14 protein-coding genes and 6 pseudogenes are annotated in these 17,609 nt (G+C 56.6%); 12 read left to right on the plus strand and 8 right to left on the minus strand.

The window, feature by feature from the left end; genetic code table 11:
* The first annotated feature begins 278 nt into the window (after positions 1 to 278).
* The 4 genes and pseudogenes from ACD590_RS35795 (at position 279) to ACD590_RS35810 (ending at position 1,993) form a co-directional block, all read left to right on the plus strand.
* Complete coding sequence (locus ACD590_RS35795) at positions 279 to 458, plus strand: hypothetical protein (RefSeq protein WP_096771904.1); 180 nt, start codon at positions 279 to 281, stop codon at positions 456 to 458.
* Positions 459 to 1,061: 603 nt separating this feature from the next.
* Positions 1,062 to 1,255: pseudogene (gene nifH / locus ACD590_RS35800) on the plus strand (nitrogenase reductase); the annotation flags it as partial.
* A gap of 16 nt (positions 1,256 to 1,271) precedes the next feature.
* Positions 1,272 to 1,441: pseudogene (locus ACD590_RS35805) on the plus strand (nitrogenase molybdenum-iron protein subunit beta); the annotation flags it as partial.
* Between the two features lie 66 nt (positions 1,442 to 1,507).
* The gene (locus ACD590_RS35810; protein WP_007635973.1) at positions 1,508 to 1,993 is read left to right on the plus strand and encodes a NifX-associated nitrogen fixation protein; all 486 of its coding nucleotides are present in this window, start codon (positions 1,508 to 1,510) and stop codon (positions 1,991 to 1,993) included.
* 189 nt (positions 1,994 to 2,182) lie between these two features.
* On the opposite strand, the pseudogene ACD590_RS35815 reads toward ACD590_RS35810, so the two are convergent.
* From ACD590_RS35815 to ACD590_RS35830, 4 genes and pseudogenes are all read right to left on the minus strand, one after another.
* Positions 2,183 to 2,741 (minus strand): annotated as a pseudogene (locus ACD590_RS35815) (integrase core domain-containing protein); the annotation flags it as partial.
* A 71-nt stretch (positions 2,742 to 2,812) separates the two neighbouring features.
* The gene (locus tag ACD590_RS35820) at positions 2,813 to 4,960 is read right to left on the minus strand and encodes a peptidase domain-containing ABC transporter (RefSeq protein ID WP_096771902.1); all 2,148 of its coding nucleotides are present in this window, start codon (positions 4,958 to 4,960) and stop codon (positions 2,813 to 2,815) included.
* A gap of 27 nt (positions 4,961 to 4,987) precedes the next feature.
* Entirely contained in the window at positions 4,988 to 6,073 is a 1,086-nt protein-coding gene (locus tag ACD590_RS35825; RefSeq protein WP_097622114.1) for an HlyD family secretion protein, read from the minus strand.
* Between the two features lie 117 nt (positions 6,074 to 6,190).
* On the minus strand, positions 6,191 to 6,316 hold the full coding sequence (locus ACD590_RS35830) for a hypothetical protein (protein ID WP_275593055.1): 126 nt from the start codon (positions 6,314 to 6,316) through the stop codon (positions 6,191 to 6,193).
* Between the two features lie 238 nt (positions 6,317 to 6,554).
* On the opposite strand from ACD590_RS35830, the gene ACD590_RS35835 reads away from it, so the two are divergent.
* Both ACD590_RS35835 and ACD590_RS35840 read left to right on the plus strand, forming a co-directional pair.
* A complete protein-coding gene (locus ACD590_RS35835; RefSeq protein ID WP_096771901.1) occupies positions 6,555 to 7,511 on the plus strand; it encodes an IS481 family transposase in 957 nt (318 codons plus the stop codon).
* Positions 7,512 to 7,731: 220 nt separating this feature from the next.
* A protein-coding gene (locus ACD590_RS35840; protein ID WP_170961553.1) for an IS630 family transposase occupies positions 7,732 to 8,677 on the plus strand; the annotation gives its coding sequence in 2 pieces (ribosomal slippage) (positions 7,732 to 8,070 and positions 8,072 to 8,677; 945 coding nt in all).
* A 992-nt stretch (positions 8,678 to 9,669) separates the two neighbouring features.
* Here the strand turns inward: ACD590_RS35840 and ACD590_RS35845 are convergent.
* Positions 9,670 to 9,944, minus strand: a pseudogene (locus tag ACD590_RS35845) (recombinase family protein); the annotation flags it as partial.
* Positions 9,945 to 10,038: 94 nt separating this feature from the next.
* Between ACD590_RS35845 and ACD590_RS35850 the strand changes: the two are divergent.
* Both ACD590_RS35850 and ACD590_RS35855 read left to right on the plus strand, forming a co-directional pair.
* Positions 10,039 to 10,263: pseudogene (locus ACD590_RS35850) on the plus strand (transposase domain-containing protein); the annotation flags it as partial.
* Positions 10,263 to 10,559 carry a hypothetical protein gene (locus tag ACD590_RS35855; protein ID WP_096772340.1) on the plus strand — a complete coding sequence of 99 codons (297 nt, stop codon included), beginning with the start codon at positions 10,263 to 10,265 and terminating at the stop codon, positions 10,557 to 10,559. The pseudogene ACD590_RS35850 and the gene ACD590_RS35855, both read left to right, overlap by 1 nt.
* Before the next feature lie 310 nt (positions 10,560 to 10,869).
* Here ACD590_RS35855 and ACD590_RS35860 read toward each other — a convergent pair whose 3' ends face one another.
* Positions 10,870 to 11,442 carry a hypothetical protein gene (locus ACD590_RS35860; RefSeq protein WP_239621135.1) on the minus strand — a complete coding sequence of 191 codons (573 nt, stop codon included), beginning with the start codon at positions 11,440 to 11,442 and terminating at the stop codon, positions 10,870 to 10,872.
* A gap of 356 nt (positions 11,443 to 11,798) precedes the next feature.
* On the opposite strand from ACD590_RS35860, the gene ACD590_RS35865 reads away from it, so the two are divergent.
* Together ACD590_RS35865 and ACD590_RS35870 are read left to right on the plus strand one after the other, a co-directional pair.
* Entirely contained in the window at positions 11,799 to 12,494 is a 696-nt protein-coding gene (locus ACD590_RS35865) for a DUF6875 domain-containing protein (RefSeq protein WP_096772339.1), read from the plus strand.
* Between the two features lie 83 nt (positions 12,495 to 12,577).
* On the plus strand, positions 12,578 to 13,099 hold the full coding sequence (locus tag ACD590_RS35870; protein ID WP_054185946.1) for an aminoacyl-tRNA deacylase: 522 nt from the start codon (positions 12,578 to 12,580) through the stop codon (positions 13,097 to 13,099).
* Positions 13,100 to 14,285: 1,186 nt separating this feature from the next.
* Here ACD590_RS35870 and ACD590_RS35875 read toward each other — a convergent pair.
* The gene (locus ACD590_RS35875; protein WP_141098812.1) at positions 14,286 to 14,393 is read right to left on the minus strand and encodes a nitrogen fixation protein NifQ; all 108 of its coding nucleotides are present in this window, start codon (positions 14,391 to 14,393) and stop codon (positions 14,286 to 14,288) included.
* Positions 14,394 to 14,619: 226 nt separating this feature from the next.
* Positions 14,620 to 14,808, minus strand: coding sequence for a hypothetical protein (locus ACD590_RS35880; RefSeq protein WP_239621137.1), 189 nt, complete (start codon positions 14,806 to 14,808; stop codon positions 14,620 to 14,622).
* A 232-nt stretch (positions 14,809 to 15,040) separates the two neighbouring features.
* On the opposite strand from ACD590_RS35880, the pseudogene istA reads away from it, so the two are divergent.
* Positions 15,041 to 16,534, plus strand: a pseudogene (gene istA, locus ACD590_RS35885) (IS21 family transposase); the annotation flags it as partial.
* A 5-nt stretch (positions 16,535 to 16,539) separates the two neighbouring features.
* The gene (istB, locus tag ACD590_RS35890; protein ID WP_017996675.1) at positions 16,540 to 17,274 is read left to right on the plus strand and encodes an IS21-like element helper ATPase IstB; all 735 of its coding nucleotides are present in this window, start codon (positions 16,540 to 16,542) and stop codon (positions 17,272 to 17,274) included.
* Positions 17,275 to 17,609: the final 335 nt, after the last annotated feature.

Here is a 17,609-nt window from a genome sequence, read left to right on the forward strand (position 1 = left end):
GGTGGAGTCGATATCGTTCGGCGTCCCGCTTGCCGCCAGGTCCCGCTTGTCCCTGATAAAGTTGCGAACGTTCGCATAAGGTACCAAAAACGCTCTTCCGGGCTGTGCAAAGCAAATGACCGGGAACAGCGAAAATCGCCTCAGCGGTCATGCCGAGCGGGCGCTGTTCCATGACGGTCCCTGCCATAGTCATCCTCTTGCCGGCGCCGGCGGAACCGGCCAGCTAGGTCGTGCCGGATGCGATGATTCCCCAGGTGCCGTGTTCTGGCGAATAGAGAGTGAACGCGGCCGATGCACGCCAGCAGCTTCAGATACACGCTGCCGAAGCGCCGAGGGGCTGGTTGTTGAAACGGTCTTTACAAACCTTGCAGCCGGTCGATCCGGTCGGCATCGGACCAGGCCCAGCCCAGAAAGGCCGTCTGACCTTCGTGAGCTTCTCCTTTGCCGGCTACGTCTAACAAGCGCCGTTCACTGTGGGAATTCATAGCATTGGTGAGCTGTTGTCGGCGTCGCGGCGGCCAATGCCGCATTCCATATGCCCGCGGCATTCCCCTCCAACGACGGCGCCAACTATCGAGGAGTGGAGCTTCGGCCAGTGATGCATGCGGGTTTCGGAGCCCATCGTCTCACGCACGAAGGAGATCATGTCTAAAGCCGGGATCCAGGGATCCAGGGAGCACTGGGACGCGCCGTTTAATCGCCAAGCAGCGAAGATCGGCCGGCTGCACCTCGCAAGCGCCCGGACATTGCGCCTAAGTGGCATTTGGTTGCTGACGTGGCCGGAGAGATGGGCTTCCGCCGCTGCACCGGTATGCCATTTCTTCAATGTTACATCTCCGTTACGATCCCCACCGCATCTTGTCCGGTTCACGACAATGCTGTCCTCGATTAATCCTTCATAGGCTAGCTAAGAGGCTGGAAAAATTACAGATTCCGTGTTCCGAAACTCACCGGAGGAGACTGGCATGAGTCTTGAACTCCCAGAACTAGGCGGCGAGCAATCCCCCTGGTGGAACGTGTCGCGTACGGTCGAAGTCTTTTGAATCTTGAAAGGGAAATACATGGCAGGTCTGCGTCAATTCGCACTCTACGGAAAGGGGGGTATCGGCAAGTTCACTGCCTCTCAAAATACTCCCACTGCCCTTGTCGACCTCGAGAAGCTGATTCCACCCGCCTAATCTAAATCCGAAAGCCCAGGACACGGTGTTAGACCTGGCGGCGAATAGGTCCGGTTGAGGATCTGGAGTTCGCGGAGAAACATACCGCCACTGAAATATCGAGACGGAAATCTCGCTTGTGAAGCGCTTTTCGTCAACCCCGCCGGCGCATGCCAGCCGCTTGCCGGTGTTGTTGCGGCCGCCCGGCTTCGAGGGGGCTATGTCTTTCGCCGGGCCAAGTTGCGTCCCGCCACAGGTCCCATTTGTCGCACCATTTTAAGGAAGGTGTTATCGGAGGCGGGTGTGGCCGTAGTTAAACCGCATCCAGCACTCAGGAGGATTTTAAGCTGATGTCAAACGTCACCCCTGTCCCCGACAATGCTCGATTAGATGAGAAAGACGCTCTCGGCACGCCTTTCGTTAAGTGTCTCTTGCGACTGATGCGTGCTCAAGACACCTTTGAATTGTGGCAAGAAAAATCGGACACCGATTTGGTCTGTGATTTCATCGTGACGAGGCAGCAGCGTAGGGCGATTCCTCTCATCGGGGGACCTGACCTGGAGGTGCAGTGGCGGCTTGAGATCTTCTATGCCGCTGTGGCACTTGCTATAGAGGAGCAGTCCGGACTGATCGCGTCACCGGTGTTGACTGTGAACCATGAGGGATTCGGTCGGATATTACTTACGGCTGGGCGGCTCGTCGTACTGTCGAAGACGCTCCGCGACGTGCATCGATTTGGCTTCGACAACCTGCGAAAGCTTGCCGAGGCGGGAACTGGCCTGGTCGATAATGGCTTAACAACAATTAAGACCTATTCAGATGTAGCGCGCGTTTGAGTGCGGTTGAAATGGCTCATATAGGGCGGAATTCTTCGCTAATCTGGCCAGCAATCAAAGCCGATCAAAGGGGACCTTACAGCTCTTGGCGCGGGGGGGCGACATGGAGGAGCCCGCATGACAGTGCGTTCACTACTCGTTACGGCTCCTCTTGGCTCCGGCGTATCTTACAAGCACTGATCAAGCGACGTGTATTGGCTGCTCAGCGCATTCGGCAATGGCGCTTCGTGCATTTGGCGGGCGAGGAACAGGCTGCTTTGGTTGACCAGCTCGTCGCGCATCTGCCGTTGAAGCTCTCGACATAAGCGTTTTGCATCTGCTTTCCCGGCGTGATGTCGTGCCACTCGACCTTTTGATCTTTCGACCGGGCAAGGGTGGCATTCGAGGTCTTGTCCGAGAGATCATTGCGAGTTTGCCGCGTCGTTCGATGAGGGTCGTCAGCTCTCGAGCGACGCGGCGACGCAAGATCAAGGTGTCCGGGATCGCCGCCAGGCATTCGCGCGTCACATCGTCGACGATGGTTGAGCACGCGAAACCGCCTTCCGCAAGCGAACTGGTCGTGAACGAAATCCAGCTACCAGCGGGCATCGGCTTTCGCTTCGACCAGGACCGGGGCGCGCGCGCCGACAGCATGCCGCCTGGCTTTCCGGTTGCGAACGAAAAGTCCTTCTTCGCAATAGAGAGGGTAGATGCGGTTGACCCCAGGCGGCTCTCCCTCCCGCCGAAGCAGGACGAACAGTCGCCGATAAACCATGACGTTCGCAACCGTTTTTCAACTTGGACAAAATCCCAGCTTCGAGCCGACATGGCCTACACGGATCAAGACCTTTGCGCCCGCCACAATCGAGCGTAAGGACCATCAGTTTTCAGCAGGTCAGCGTGCTTTCCCTCCTCGATGACCCGCCCCTTGTCCAGGACCACAATATTGTCCGCCCCACGAACGGTCCTCAACCGATGAGTGATGACTATGATGGTCTTCCCAGCGCGAGACAGATCCTCCACAACCCGCAGCACAAACTCTTCGGCTGCCGAGTCCAGGGAGGAGGTCGCTTCGTCAAGGATTAGAACGTCGGGATCCCGGTACAGGGCCCGAGCCAATGCGAGGCGCTGCTTCTCACCTCCGGAGAGGCGAACCCCGTTCTCGCCCAGATGGGCCTGGAACCGCCCGGGCCAGCGCTCGATGCACTCCCGCAGTCCTATTCGATCACAGATACGTACGATCTTATCGAACTCCGGTTCGAACTCGCCCAGGGCGATGTTCTCGATCACGGAACCAGAGAAGACGTCTATCGATTGCGGTACTGCAGCCATGACCTTGTGCAGTGATGCGCTCGAGAGGTCCTGGAGGGCATATCGGCCGATCCGAATGCATCCATCCTCAAGCTGGTAGACATTCTGCAGCAGAGCCGCAAGGGTGCTTTTGCCCGAGCCGCTCTCACCCACGACGGCCGTCAACTCTCCTTGGCGAAAGGAGACGCTTAGATCGCTGAAAACCTCCGCCTGCGCGCCATAGCGGAACGTGACGTTCTCCAGGCGAATATCTCCGAGATCGGTCTTCGTGGCATCGATGCCGCTGCTGCTTGCCGACTCCAGTTCAAAGATCTCGAAAAGTCTATCCGCCGCGATAAACGCGTCTTGAACGATCCGGTTGGTCTGGATCAGGCGGGTGACCGGCCGGGTGATATAGCCAAGCAACGTATAGCAGGACAGCAATTCGCCGGGCGTGACGGCCTGTTCGAGCGCAAGCGTGGTTCCAAACCACATCAGCACGATGGTGAACAGGACCGACAGGAACGTCGAGGCGTTGTCGCCGCAGATTGAGATCAGCCCGGAGCTGTAAACGGAATGCAGCATCTTTACGAAGCGGGTCTCCATTTTGAAGTTTGCGAAGCTCTCGACGCCGGAAGTCTTAATGGTGGAGACGGCTCCGAGTGATTCTACCAGTTGCGCCTCGAGTTTGGCGTCATTTTCCATGATGACACGTTGGAGATTTCTGTTCATCCGATTAATGGCCCAATATGCCAGGATGTACATTGGAATGGCGAGCGCCACGATCAAAGCAATATTCCAAGAATAGATGAACATCATCCCGAACGAGAACAGTATCATTAAAACGTCAACAAACATGTTTATCGAAACGTCGTTCAGGAAGCTCCTGATTTTCACAGCGTCGTTCATGCGCGACACGATTTCTCCCATGCGCATGCTGTCGAAGAACTTCTGAGGCAGGGCCAGGATGTGATTGTAATAGCCGAGGATCAAGCAGACGTCGATCTTCTGCCCCGTCTGCAGGACGAGTCGGCCTCTTAGGAGGTTGATCAGGATCTGTATCACTAGGATCAGCAGCATTGCGATGCTCATCAAGTTGAGCAGGTTGCGGTTTCCCGCTGGGATCACGTGATCAACGATCTTCTGAACGTAGATCGCCGTCGAGAGACTGAGGACGGTCGTCACCAGCGCGCCGGCGAGAGCCTGCGCCATCACCATGCGGTGTGGCGCGAGTAGGCGGGCGAAGCGGGCGAGGGGCGACGTGGTCTCGTCTCGGCGATTGAATGTGTCTGCCGGAACCAGCAGAACCAGGACGCCGGTCCATTGCTCCATGAATTCCTGATGCGGCACTTTGCAGATTTCGCCAAAGGCCGGGTCCATGACGATAACCCACTTGGCGTCGATCGCATGGACCACTACGAAATGGTGCAGGCCCTCCTTGACGACGTGCGCGATAGCGGGCTTAGGGATCTTGTACAAGCTGTCGAAGCCACCTTTGACGCCTTTCGCGATGAAGCCCAGCTTCTGCGCCGCCTCCGTGAGCCCCAGCACGCTCGTACCGGAGCGGTCGGTCGACGCATACTGGCGGATGCGCGCCAATGGCAACTTGTAGCCGTAGAAGGCTGCGACAGAAGCAAGGCTGGCGGCGCCGCAATCCGTGATGTCACGCTGCTTGAACTTAATGGCCTTACTCGACATGGAGGCTCGCTGACTGTTGGGACAATATTAGCGCCCCGCCAGCATCGGGTTGAGCCAATCGTCTGCCTCGTCGTAGAGCAGTTGCAGGAGAGTGCGATTGGCCAACAGAAAGCGAGCCCGCACGGTCATTCCTTTCTTCAGGTGGCCGATGGCCCCGCTCTTTAGCGCGAGATCGCTGCGAGAGAGCGCGCACTGGACCTTGAAGACCGGGTTCCCGTCATGCAGAGTGAAGTCCTGCGCCACCTCGAGCACCCTTGCTTTGATGACACCCCATTGGTTGTAGTTAAAGGCATCCACTTGGAGCCGCACCGGCTGACCAGCCTGCACAAAGCCAATGTCGTTGGGGGAGACGTAGATTTCCGCCACCAGATCGTCGTTCGGCGAGATCCAACCAACGGTTTGCCCGATCTGAACGTAGCTTCCGTGCGCGAGGCCGGAGAACTGCTCGAGAGCACCCGATACTGGGGCGCGGATGCGGTGCAGGTCCCGTTCGTGCTCGAGCTGATGCAAGGTGGCCGTGAGTTCCTTTAAGCGCAGGTTAGCATCAAGGAGCTTCTGGTTCCAATCAGCGGTTTTGCGTCGCACGAGGATCTCCCCTTGGACCTCGATATTTTGGAGAGCGAAAGCCTTCTCGTCAACGGCCTTCGCCGGCGCCGCAGCAGCCGAGACAAGTCGCTTTGCGCGGTCGAGTTCCGCCGCGGCGTTACTGCGCGCATATTGGTTCTCGCGCAGCAAGTTGAGAAAATGCACCCTTTCAGCCGTCGCGGATTCGGTTTGTAGGGGGGACGAGACGCTGATCCTTGCGCCGGAAGAAATCAGCGTTTGGAAGTCATGGGCAAGATCGCTCTTGGCATGAATGTCGGCTAAAACGCCGCTGAGCTTTTCCTCGATTACATGATCGTCAAAGGCGATTATTTCCTTCCCCTTAGCAACGAGATCGTTCTCAAAGGCAAGGACACGGGAGATGCGTCCGGAGACGGGCGCTATCAGGGGCGTCTTCTCCACGATCGGGCGAATAGTACCGGCACTCTGCATGGAGACCGGTATGGTGACGAGTGGCAGTGAGCCAAATGCCGCGACGACGAAGAGCAAGATCGCCCTATAAATGCTCAGGGATCGTCCTGATCGTCGCGACAGTATGCTTTCTGCGGTGCAGCTGGCCGTTTCAGCAGAAAGGGGAACTGCTAGTCTGTAGTCACTAGGAGCCATCGAGAGCCAGCTCGCTTTGTATCAACCAAACAAGTGCCCGTAACGTCGCAAAAACACGTAAACCCAAAAATACCAACCTCCGGAGGTTTCAGCTGCTTCTTGAGGGGTTAATTCAGTTACACGATAGGCTGCCATGTTGTTCATCATTGGTGTCTCCGTTCAGAGCTGGATTGAGAAGATGCCAAGGCCCCGTTGGGAGCTCCTAGCGGCGCGCAACAAAAAGGTTCAAGATTCGTGCCAATGCAGAAAGAGCGAAAAGCATCAGAAAACTGTTCTGCATGTTATACAATGGCTGCCCTAGATGTGAGCTTCCAATAGGTTGTCCATTCGATCCGGACCGGGAAAGCTGAGGTTGTCGAAGCTTCAGTGATTCTCGGGGGACCGAATGGACATCCATATGAATGCCCGCCTCACGCCGCTCAGTCGAGCGGTAATTGCGCACCGCGTGCTGATGGAAGGACAGCGACCGATGGCCGTCGCTGCGGCTTTCGGCGTCTGCGTGAAGACTGTCTATAAGTGGGTAAGACGCTATCGACGGGAGGGCGAGGCCGGTCTCAATGATCGCAGTTCCCGACCGCACCGCCTGTATCATCCGACCTCGCAGGCCACCGCCGCCCGGATCGAGACGTTACGCCGCCTGCGCATGACCGGCCAACACATCGCCAAGGAGACGGGTGTCTCGCCAGCCACAGTCAGCCGCATTCTCAAGCGCCTTGGCCTGAACAAGCTCAAGGCCTTGGCCCCGGCTGAGCCGGTGCGGCGCTACGAACGCGACCAGCCCGGCGAACTCATCCATATCGACATCAAGAAACTCGGCAAATTCAACCGAACCGGCCACCGCATCACCGGCGATCGCACGGGGCAGAGCAACAGCCGCGGCATCGGTTGGGAATACGTCCATCTGGCCATCGACGACCACTCACGCCTGGCCTATTTGGAAATATTACCCGACGAGACGCGACGCTCCTGTCTGCGCTTTCTCTTCAATGCTTTGCGCTTCTTCAAAGCCCATGGCGTCAAGGTCCAGCGCGTCATGACCGACAACGGCACAAGCTTCCGCTCCCATCGATACGCCAAGGCGCTGCGGCGGCTCAGCATCAAACACATCCGCACCAAACCCTATACGCCGAAGACAAATGGTAAGGCCGAACGCCTCGTCCAGACCGCACTGCGCGAATGGGCATATGCCAAGGCCTACGAAACCTCGCAGCAGCGCGCCGCCGACCTGCCGCTCTGGCTCCACCGTTACAATTGGCATCGCCCGCACGGCAGCCTACAATCCAAACCGCCCGTCAGTAGACTCGGCCTGATCAAGGACAACCTGTTGAGGCTCCACACCTAGAGCGCCGAGACATGCCAAAACGCACATCACGCTGTCGCAAGCACGACAAACCGAGTAGGGTTCTGAATGAACGTCTTGAACAGGATCGACAGCTCCGAAGTTCGGTGGGGGCGGTACAGTTGAGGCCTAGAGTCTGTCAGCGCTAATCGGAATCGTGCGGAGATTCCCTTGTCTTTGATTTTGTGATTCAAGGTCATTGCTGGTGTGGAGGCCAGCGATGATGGTGCGACCTCTTTCTCTGGATTTGCGAACGCGCATTGCGACAGCGTTGAATGATGGCATGACGGTTCGCGCCGCAGCGGAGCGGTTCGGCATATCGGCTGCGACAGCGGTACGCATCGGACAGCTCGATCGTTCAGGTAAAGGCCTGGCGCCGGCGAAGATCGGCGGCTATGTCAAACCGACACTGAGGGGTGCGGCCGCCGACGCCGTGCGTCAGCGGCTACAAGTCAAGTCCGACTGGACGGTGCGCGCACTGTCGGCGGACCTGAAGGCTGCGGGGATCAACGTGTCTCACGACACCGTCTGGCGCTTTCTGCGCAGCGAAGGCAAGACCTTCAAAAAAAACGCTGGTGGCAAGCGAGCAAGACCGCCCGAAGGTGGCCCGGTTCCGGATGCGGTGGAAGACCCATCAGCACCGGCTTGATCCGGACCGTCTCGTCTTCATCGACGAGACTTGGGTCAAGACCAACATGACGCGCACCTGCGGCTGGTGTCAGCGGGGAGAGCCCCTCATTGCAAAAGTCCCTCATGGTCATTGGAAGACACTGACCTTCCTGGCCGGCTTACGCCGCGATAGCATCGTTGCCCCCTTCGTCCTCGATGGTCCCATCAATGGCATCGCTTTCACCGCATGGGTTCGGCAATGTCTGGTCCCGACACTCAAAGCCGGTGACATCGTCATCCTCGACAATCTCGGAAGCCACAAAGGAAAGCCGGCCCGCGATGCGATCCGAGATGTCGGTGCACATCTCTTCTTCCTGCCGCCCTACAGCCCCGACCTCAATCCCATCGAGATGATGTTCGCAAAGCTCAAGACACTCGTCAGAAAGGCAGACGAACGAACCGTTGAAACAACATGGAGACGCATTGGAGAACTCTTGAAGACGTTCAGTCCCCAAGAGTGCTCTAACTACCTCAGACATGCAGGGTATGGTTCAAAATAAACCTGACAGACTCTAGAACCTCGGCGCTCAGTGAGCACCCCAATCCGCGTGGCCCCCCATCGAGCTTGCCGTCGATTTTTGTTGTTGCTGATGCACCCTGAAACCTGTGAATTGTTAACGGACTGTGGCCCTCCGCACGATAGTGGGTGCGGATGCGCCGCTTCTGGTGCCGCAGGCCTTGTCCCTGTTAACAGATGCTATGGCCGCATGCGTCAAGTAAAAGATCCACCGGATGCGACAAGAAACGAGACACCTATTGGGGAATGCCTGGCCGGGTCCCGACGCTATAGCGATCTCAGACCTGCACTTGTTCCGGCCCAGGCTGTGACCGACAGCGGTCGTCTCGCTGTGCCGTTGCGACAGGAGGAATAGCTGGAAATCTCAAGCTCACCTCGACATCCGGTTACGCGAGCTTGGCCGCGCCCGCTCGGGCTGGTACGATTCCCGGCGGCTCGATTGCGAAGGCGTCCTGTATTAGAGAGAAGCTCAAAGTTGCCGCACCGGACGGCTTTGAGGACGTGTTACTCGATCTCTACAAGCAAATCTCGCCCACGCGGATCACCGATGTCCCGACGTGGATGCTGCGACTGGCTTCTGCGAAGCATTCAATCATCTGCGGAGCGCCCTGCGATGAACGTCATCCTCGCGGAAGGGACTAACTTTGACCTGCGCATGATGGCCGATGCCACAGAGACACCCACACCTTGTGGTTGTTAATCCGTATTCGACAGTGGCATGTCGAAGGCGAAGCCTACGACCGGCGCTAGCCAGGGTGGTCGAGGCGCAGGCGGGGTTACCGATCCATGAGCACTCCGGCTTCGAGCGACGGCCTATTATTTGCCGCCACCGCGCAAGGCGATGCCATTAGAGGGTACGGTTCAGAATAACCCTGACAGGCCGACCCCAAAACCTTCAGAAACCGACCTGTCGCTCTTTCTTCGACGCGTCGAATGGAAACCCTCTGGCCAAAATATGGATGCCAGCGATAGTTAGGCTGATTTGTACGCGTGGATCGCACGCACCCGCCTTACAGAAGCGATCCGATGCCCGGTCCAGGTTTTTCCTTGCCCCGTTGGCATGCCCATTCGATTAAGCGACGCGGCGATATGTTCATCGGAGCAGCGACCAGCCATGCTGCGCATCACCGCCAGGGCATCCTCAGTGGTGGCACAACCGTGTTCACCGGTCTGAGGCTTACGGACCTTGAGCTCCGAAGCTGACCGCCCTTCCAATGGATCGTCAACACCACGTCACGCACCGCATCGTCGTCGTGCCAAATGGAAACCCTCTGGCCGAAATACGGATGCCAGCGATAATAGACCTCGACTTCATCGCCGACATGGGCAGAATGAACGGGCTTTGGCGTTGGAAGAGGGAACTGGCTCTTCGCGGGAGCCGATACGGGAGCGGAGACCTTGGCACGCGCCATGACGATCATCGAGACGGCAAAGATGAATGGTCGTGATCCGCAGGCATATCTGGCTGACGTGCTCGATCGTATCCACGATCACAAGATCAATCGGTTAGACGAATTGCTTCCGTGGAACTGGTCGGCGATCACCACAATCGACGCAAAGGCAGCCTGATGGCGACAGTCACCCACGTCCGTACGATCAAATTTGTTGCCGAAATTCTCGAAGAGGACCCGGAGCTTCTTCAGGCAATCGTCTCCAACGATGATAATCTGAGCTATGGCAGCATTATCTCCGTGTGCACTGGCGACGACGAATCCGTGACCGCACTGACAGACGACGGCATGGACGAATTGGAGCAGATGCTCAAAGACGCCCGCCGGTCATCCCAAGAATGGAACGACTTCCTCGACAGCTTTGTTGACGACGTGCCGCTCGTCGCTCGCATCAAAGCAAAATCTCCGCGGTAGCAATCGGGCCGGTTACGATCGAGGCGACGACCCTGCGTTCCCACTCGCCACCATCTCATGCACTGTCTCGACCAAGAGATGGACGACCGCGTTAGCGGAAAAAGACAGCGTAAATGCCAAGGTATGCGCCTGAGGACGCCGCCGAACCTCCCGCGCGGTTTCCTGGCAGAAACGACGATACAGCCGCTCCCCCGTAGCAGCGCCTGCACCGGCCGCCTGGCCGGCTGGGCGAAGTGGGTTAGCTCGATGAAGCTTGTGTACGGAGGGGACATTTGATTGATAAAAGGCTAATCGCGCGCGAGACGGCTTCTTACTTTTGCTTCCCCACAATAGAACTCGCTAAAATTGCCTGGGCTTTTAGATCGGCTGTCTTCTGAGAGGAACTTACAGGTGCTCCAGAAGACGCTGGCGATTTATTAATAGATGAAGACCGTGCCGTTGCCATTCCTTCCTCAGGAAGCGTAGCTACTTGAGCGGCACTGTCAATCGCTCTACGGCAGTCATCAAGGAAGTTAGCTATATATTCATTGACATAGACAACCAACGGCTCTTTTGGAACAACAATCAGACGCCGTTTGTCCGTTTTGTCCCGAGTGATGTCGATGAACCCACGCAAATGCGCTGCCTCGACATACTTTTGGCAAACAGTCTGGTTTTTAAAAGGTAGATAGCGACACGCCTGCATTTTCGTCATGGGTCTGTTATTAGCATGCATATGATATACTTTAAGCAGCAACCCAAGAATGTTCCTCAGGAAAAGTTTTTCTTCGGAATTTTCGCTAAAGAGATCTGACAAAAACGAGTCAATTTTCTCAAGCTTATGCTTTACGCCGACGTCGATCTGTTCTGGCGTATATATTACTCTTCGTGTTGTCTTCGCCACGGCCACGCCTCTGCGCAATGGGTCGTTCTGTTTTCACCCAAAGCCTGTTACCGGATCCCATCGCGGCGACATTTATCATATGTATGTCTTTATAACTACGACGAATATAGAGTTTTTAGCGGTCGTGCGACTGACCTTCAGGGTGCACGAGCCCCCGCTCTTGTTTTCACATCCATTTAAAAAAACAGTTACACAAGTGTAACTACCAGTGCTATCAAAAAATTCGGGAGCTTCGCTTCCGATGGAAGGTCGGTCTCTTAGTTGGCCCCCGACCCAGCTCGCCCGCCGCCCGAGCTGGCATGAAAGAGCCCGACCTTCCGTTTTGAACGTGTGGCTTTTCGAGCGAGGGATCCGAAATGACTAAAGAGATCTGGACAGATTACAGCCAACCGTTCGGGACGATCGGTCCATTGATGACAGTGGGCGAAATTCTGGAAAAGAACATTGATGCCGGATACAATGCCTACGATGAGTATACAAACGCAGCTCTTCAGAAATTTGCTCGGTATGCCTCGGACTTCCTCTCCAATCCACATCCTCGTTTGGGTCGGGACGGGAGCGTTTGCCCTTTCGTTCCCGAAGCTCTGACGAAGGGACTCTTACGGATTGCCGCGTCGCAAGTTGTTGCAGTTGACGAAATCGAAAATGAGATGGCGCGTATGCTCGCCGTCTTCAGCCAGATGAAACCCGTTATGTCCTTCAACGATCGAACGGGCGACTGGATCTATAAGGCGATTATTATTGCCCTTCCTGGAATTCAGGATGAAGGAGAGATCAACATGATAGGTCAACTGCAGAAACGGCTGAAGCCCGACTTCATTCAGGAAGGTTTCATGATCGGTGAATTTTATCCAGGTTGCCCGGAACCTGGGTTGCACAATAGGATGTTTCGACCGCTCGACACGCCGGTTCCAGCCTTGGCTATTCGGCATATCACCAAATATGATGCTCCTTTCATGCTTGGCAGCGATAAGTGCCTGGAGGCTTACTTCAGTATTTTTGGTGACGAGGGTCGCCGCCGCATTAGGCAACTTTTGGAGCGAACCGGCTGAAACCTACTCGCAACCGGGGTGTACTCGCAGTCGCAATCAGCCATGCTCGATCATCCTGCCATATGAAACGGAAGGAAACGACTATGTTGGATGTTCATCCGAACGTACTTGCTGAACTGCACCAGATCGGAGCGTCGACGGTACGATTGTGGCGATATAGTGATTTCGCCACCCCTATTACATCCCCTTCAGATTTAGCCTCTGCTATCGGCCTTCCCGTCGGACGCGTTGCAAAGACAATGATTGTTGCGGAGCAGCAAGCAGACGATGTGATGCGCCGATTGGATCCTGGACGCCACCTTTGTGCCGTTTTGCTGCCATCACCTGCAAAGATCGACATGAAAGCGGTTGCTGGCACGTATGGATGGAAACGAGCCGAACTGGCTCAGAAAGAACAGGTACTGGATCTCTTCGGCTACCCGTCAGGAAGCGTATCACCATTCGGTCTCCAGAAGATCGCCGTACTGATTGACACCGCCCTTTTTGCTTATCCTACCGTAGTCACAGGTGCGGGCAAGTTTGGAGTCGAGCTTGAGATCGACACGAGCATGCTTTGGAAGATCGGGCAGCCGTTGCAGACGCGTGCACGGGCCACCCAAACCTAACGACTCCGTCACCTATCAAAGAGAGGCCGTGACCAAGGTTAGGTTATTTCTTCGGAAGAGGAAATGCGGGTCGACATAACGGCGTCTTGATAGATAATGAGGGTTCCAATACGTATGCCGCGTTAACCGGCTCACAGTCCACACTATAACGAAATCCGTCCGGAGCCGCCCGCTCTAAGGCCGAAACTCAATCAGTCGAGCGCAAGCTTCAAACGTAACGGCACGTGGGCCGTCCTGAGGATAGCTGAACACGCGAAAAAACCTTCGAGCATCGACTCGCCGGCGCATGGAATTTCTAAGTGCGGATCGTACGAGTTCGCGCTGATTGGTTGTTTCAACGTGAATATCTAGTGGACTATGTCTGCGCATCGGCTCCCCATAAGTGGTAGAACCATGCGCCATGCCGGACTCGGCGCTAGCGCATGCATTTCCAACCTGAGTTCGTTCATTAAACGCGCTCTCGATCAGATGCTGCGCTCGGTATCGTCGCTGATCAAAGCGGACAACCTTTTTTCGGTTGCGCCGACTAGGAATGACCGGTGTGCATTTCTTCGTTTGCAGCGAGCAGCGCAATTTGCCCAGCGTAATACTTTTTGGCTCCCAACAGATAACGTATTGGGCCAGCGCGGGCGATCAAGCCTGGCGTACGCATTAACTGTCTGACGTCTCCTGCTGTGAAATTGCGGGCGGGAATCACATGGTGAGCGCATAGATTCTGGTGGTCCGGCCACCGCGACAACGGCCGATGGCTTGTTCTTGCGCCCCCTTTCCACCAAATGCCGCCGCGGGTCGTGCACAATTGGCGCAGTCCGCCGTACTCTTCGTCACTGCGCCAGTCTGCATGAGCGACTTCAGCCAGGAGCCTCGTTGCGACCATCAACGGGTTGAGCGATTATAGACCGTCGTCGGTGGGTCATAAGCGGCCAGGCAATCACACCAGCGGCAACCAACCTTCTCAACGTGGATGATGCCCGAATCACGCGACGGTCATCCACCCCGCGTGCACCTGGCTGGTTTTTCGGCAAGTGCGACTCCATTGTTGACCGCTCTTCCTTCGACAGCTTAGACAATTCTATGTCGTTTCTCCTGATCAATGCCCGGCAGTGAGTCAGGTAAGATAACTTCATCAATAGCTGATTGGATTTTGACCGAGGGACGCGACGCATGGCTTTTATGCCTTATGTAGCTACGTCGGTTCCGTGTCATACTCGTCGGAACGAAAGCAGCTCTGGAATTCCTCGCATTGTTGGTAATTCGGAGGGGAGCACAGAATGAAACCTGCAGATTGACAGATTTGGTGGTAGAGGTTTTTCTTCCACTCATATTGTGGGTGTTCTCAGCAGCGAGCTGGGGGAAATGATTGGCGACCAATCTGGTTCGTTCGCCCGGGTCGAGAAGGCCGAACTCCTTCCATAGTTGATCATCTCGCAAGCGCGAAGCGCAATAACTTTGGCAAATAGGCTGCTGATGAGCTCGTGCGGCCGGGCGTAATTCAGCAACAGACGACCATGCAACAGTCCTTACTCGACGCCAACCTCTGCATCCCGCACGTTTTCAACGGCAAATGACAAAGTAAGCGTGGTTGGATAGCGCATCTCGGAGTTCAATCTGCGAAATCCGGTCACCTCCGTAGCCGTCGCCTCGCCGGCCTCGACCTCCTCCAGTGCCCGCGAAAGTACGCAAGTGATGACATACTGATCGAAGCCCATTTCGCCACCGCTTCAGAGCGTCGCTTTGCAACGCGAATTTTTCGGAAGCTCCACTCCTACTCACCCCGATCGGGTGCTATGGAGCTCAGCAGGATGCCTTCGCCGCGGCGGAGCCCGGAGTGTGTTTAAGCATGGAATGTTGACCCCTCTGGCGGGGTGATACTTATCCAATTTTGACCCCCCTTGGATTTCATCCGACCATCCGGCTTTTGCCAGTGGATGGGGTGGGGAGTTGAAGAGAGTGGATACGATTGCCCGTGTCCGACGAGCCTTCCATGTTCAGGGCTGGTCGGTGAAGAAGATCACCAGAGAGCTGAATGTTTCGCGTAATACGGTTCGCAAAATCCTGCGTTCTGATGCGACTGATTTTGTCTACAAACGAGAACATCAACCGTTGCCCAGGATCGGAGCCTGGAAGGGTGATATTGAACGGTTCCTCATTGCCAACGAAGGCAAGGCATCGCGCGAACGGCTGACGCTGATCCGGATTTACGAGGAGGTTCGGGCACTCGGCTACGACGGCAGTTATGACGCGATCCGGCGATATGCCAAGACCTGGGCGAAGAACCGGGGAGCCGTGACGGCGGAAGCCTATGTGCCCCTCTATTACGCGCCGGGCGAAGCCTACCAGTTCGACTGGAGCCACGAGATCATTCTGATCAACGGGGTGACTACGACCGTGAAGGTCGCGCATGTCCGGCTCTGCCACAGCCGGATGATGTTCGCCCGAGCCTATATGCGTGAGAGCCAGGAGATGGTGTTCGATGCCCATGACAAGGCCTTCGCCTTCTTCCGTGGCACCTGTACGCGCGGCATCTACGATAACATGAAGACTGCGGTCGAGGCGGTGTTCGTCGGCAAGGAGCGACAATACAATCGCCGCTTCCTGCAGATGTGTAGCCACTATCTGGTCCATCCCGTTGCCTGCACGCCCGCATCCGGATGGGAGAAGGGACAGGTCGAGAACCAGGTCGGACTGGTTCGAGAACGCTTCTTCACACCACGTCTTCGGGTTAAAAGCCTGGAAGAGCTGAACGTCTGGCTGCTCGATAAGTGCATCGCTTACGCCAAGGCACACCGTCATCCTGAACAGACCGAGCGAATGATCTGGCAGGTGTTCGAGGAGGAACGCGGCAGCCTCGTGCATTACGTCGGGCCGTTCGATGGTTTCCACAGCGTCCCGGCCTCGGTGTCGAAGACCTGCACGGTCCGTTTCGACAACAACAAATACTCCGTCCTCTCGACTGCGGTCGGCCGCCCTGTTGAGGTTCACGCCTATGCCGAGAAGATCGTCATCAGGCAGGACGGCGTGAACGTCGGTGAGCATCCGCGTTGCTTTGGCCGTGGCGAGACGATCTACGATCCCTGGCATTATGTACCCGTTCTGGCTCGCAAACCCGGCGCTTTGCGCAATGGTGCGCCGTTCAGGGACTGGGTGTTGCCAGCGGCGATGGAGAAGGTCCGCAAGCGCCTGAAGAGCGTCCACGACGGTGATCGGCAAATGGTCACAATCCTTGCATGCGTTCCCACCGATGGTCTGACGGCCGTCGATGCGGCCTGTCAGGAGGCGCTGGACCAAGGCGTCTGCTCGGCCTCGGTGATCATCAACATTCTGGCTCGTAGTCGTGACCCGGCTCCGGCCGCAACCCTGCAAACCCCGGATGCGCTTCGATTGACCCATGAACCGGTCGCCGACTGCGCACGCTATGACAGCCTCAGGAGGGCAAGCTGATGGAACGCACACAGGTTCTCGAACTGATGAGCACGCTGAAGCTCTATGGAATGCGCAGCGCCTACGACGAGGTCATGGGCAACGGCATCAAACGGCAGCACGAACCGCCGCGCATTGTCGGTGATCTCTTGCAGTCGGAGATCGCCGAGAAGCAGGCCCGCTCCATTCGCTACCAACTCAGCATCGCCAAGCTGCCCCTCGCTAAGGACATCGACGATTTCGACTTCACCGATACGCCGGTCAATGAATCCCTGGTGCGGGAGCTGGCTACCGGCACCTTCGTCGCCGATCAGCGTAACGTCGTCCTCGTCGGCGGCACGGGAACCGGAAAGAGCCATCTCGCCATCGCGATTGCCCGTGCACTGATCCGCAACGGAACACGCGGGCGCTTCTTCAACGTCGTCGATCTGGTCAATCGGCTGGAAACGGAAACGCGCAGCGGCAAGCAAGGGCGGACGGCCGACTATCTCAATCGTCTCGACTTCATCATCCTCGACGAACTCGGATACCTGCCATTTGCCCTGGCCGGCGGCCAACTCCTATTCCATCTGATCAGCAGGCTCTACGAGCGCACGTCGATCATTGTCACCACGAACCTGGCGTTCGGTGAATGGCCGACGGTGTTCGGCGATGCCAAGATGACGACGGCACTTCTCGACCGCCTGACGCACCATTGTGAGATCGTCGAGACCGGAAACGAATCCTGGCGCTTCAAGAACCGCTCTCAAAGCTAAAGCCGAAGAGCCCCATCACCCGCACTTGGCCTACCCTCTGCAACCCCGGCCAGCGCCGGGCAGGCCAAGCGCTGATCTACAGCACAGGGGGGTCAAAATTGGATAAGCAAAAGGGGTCAATGTTCGGTGCTGATTGACAGCCCGGAGGTACCATTCGTGCGGTCGGCGCGGCAGAAGATTGGCTTCACTTCCCGGCAGCGGAGCAGTATCCTAATGGCGCCGATGCTCACTCGCCTCTATGTGCCTCTACGTACCATGGCGATGGTCCTAGATGCGCAGGCGTTTCTGACCCGGAAGTGTCCGTGACAAAAAAGACGAGGTATCGAAAAGACGCG

It is taken from the genome of Rhizobium sp. 862_C5_N1_2, assembly GCF_051811205.1.
GTDB classification, from domain to species: Bacteria; Pseudomonadota; Alphaproteobacteria; order Rhizobiales; family Rhizobiaceae; genus Rhizobium; species Rhizobium leguminosarum.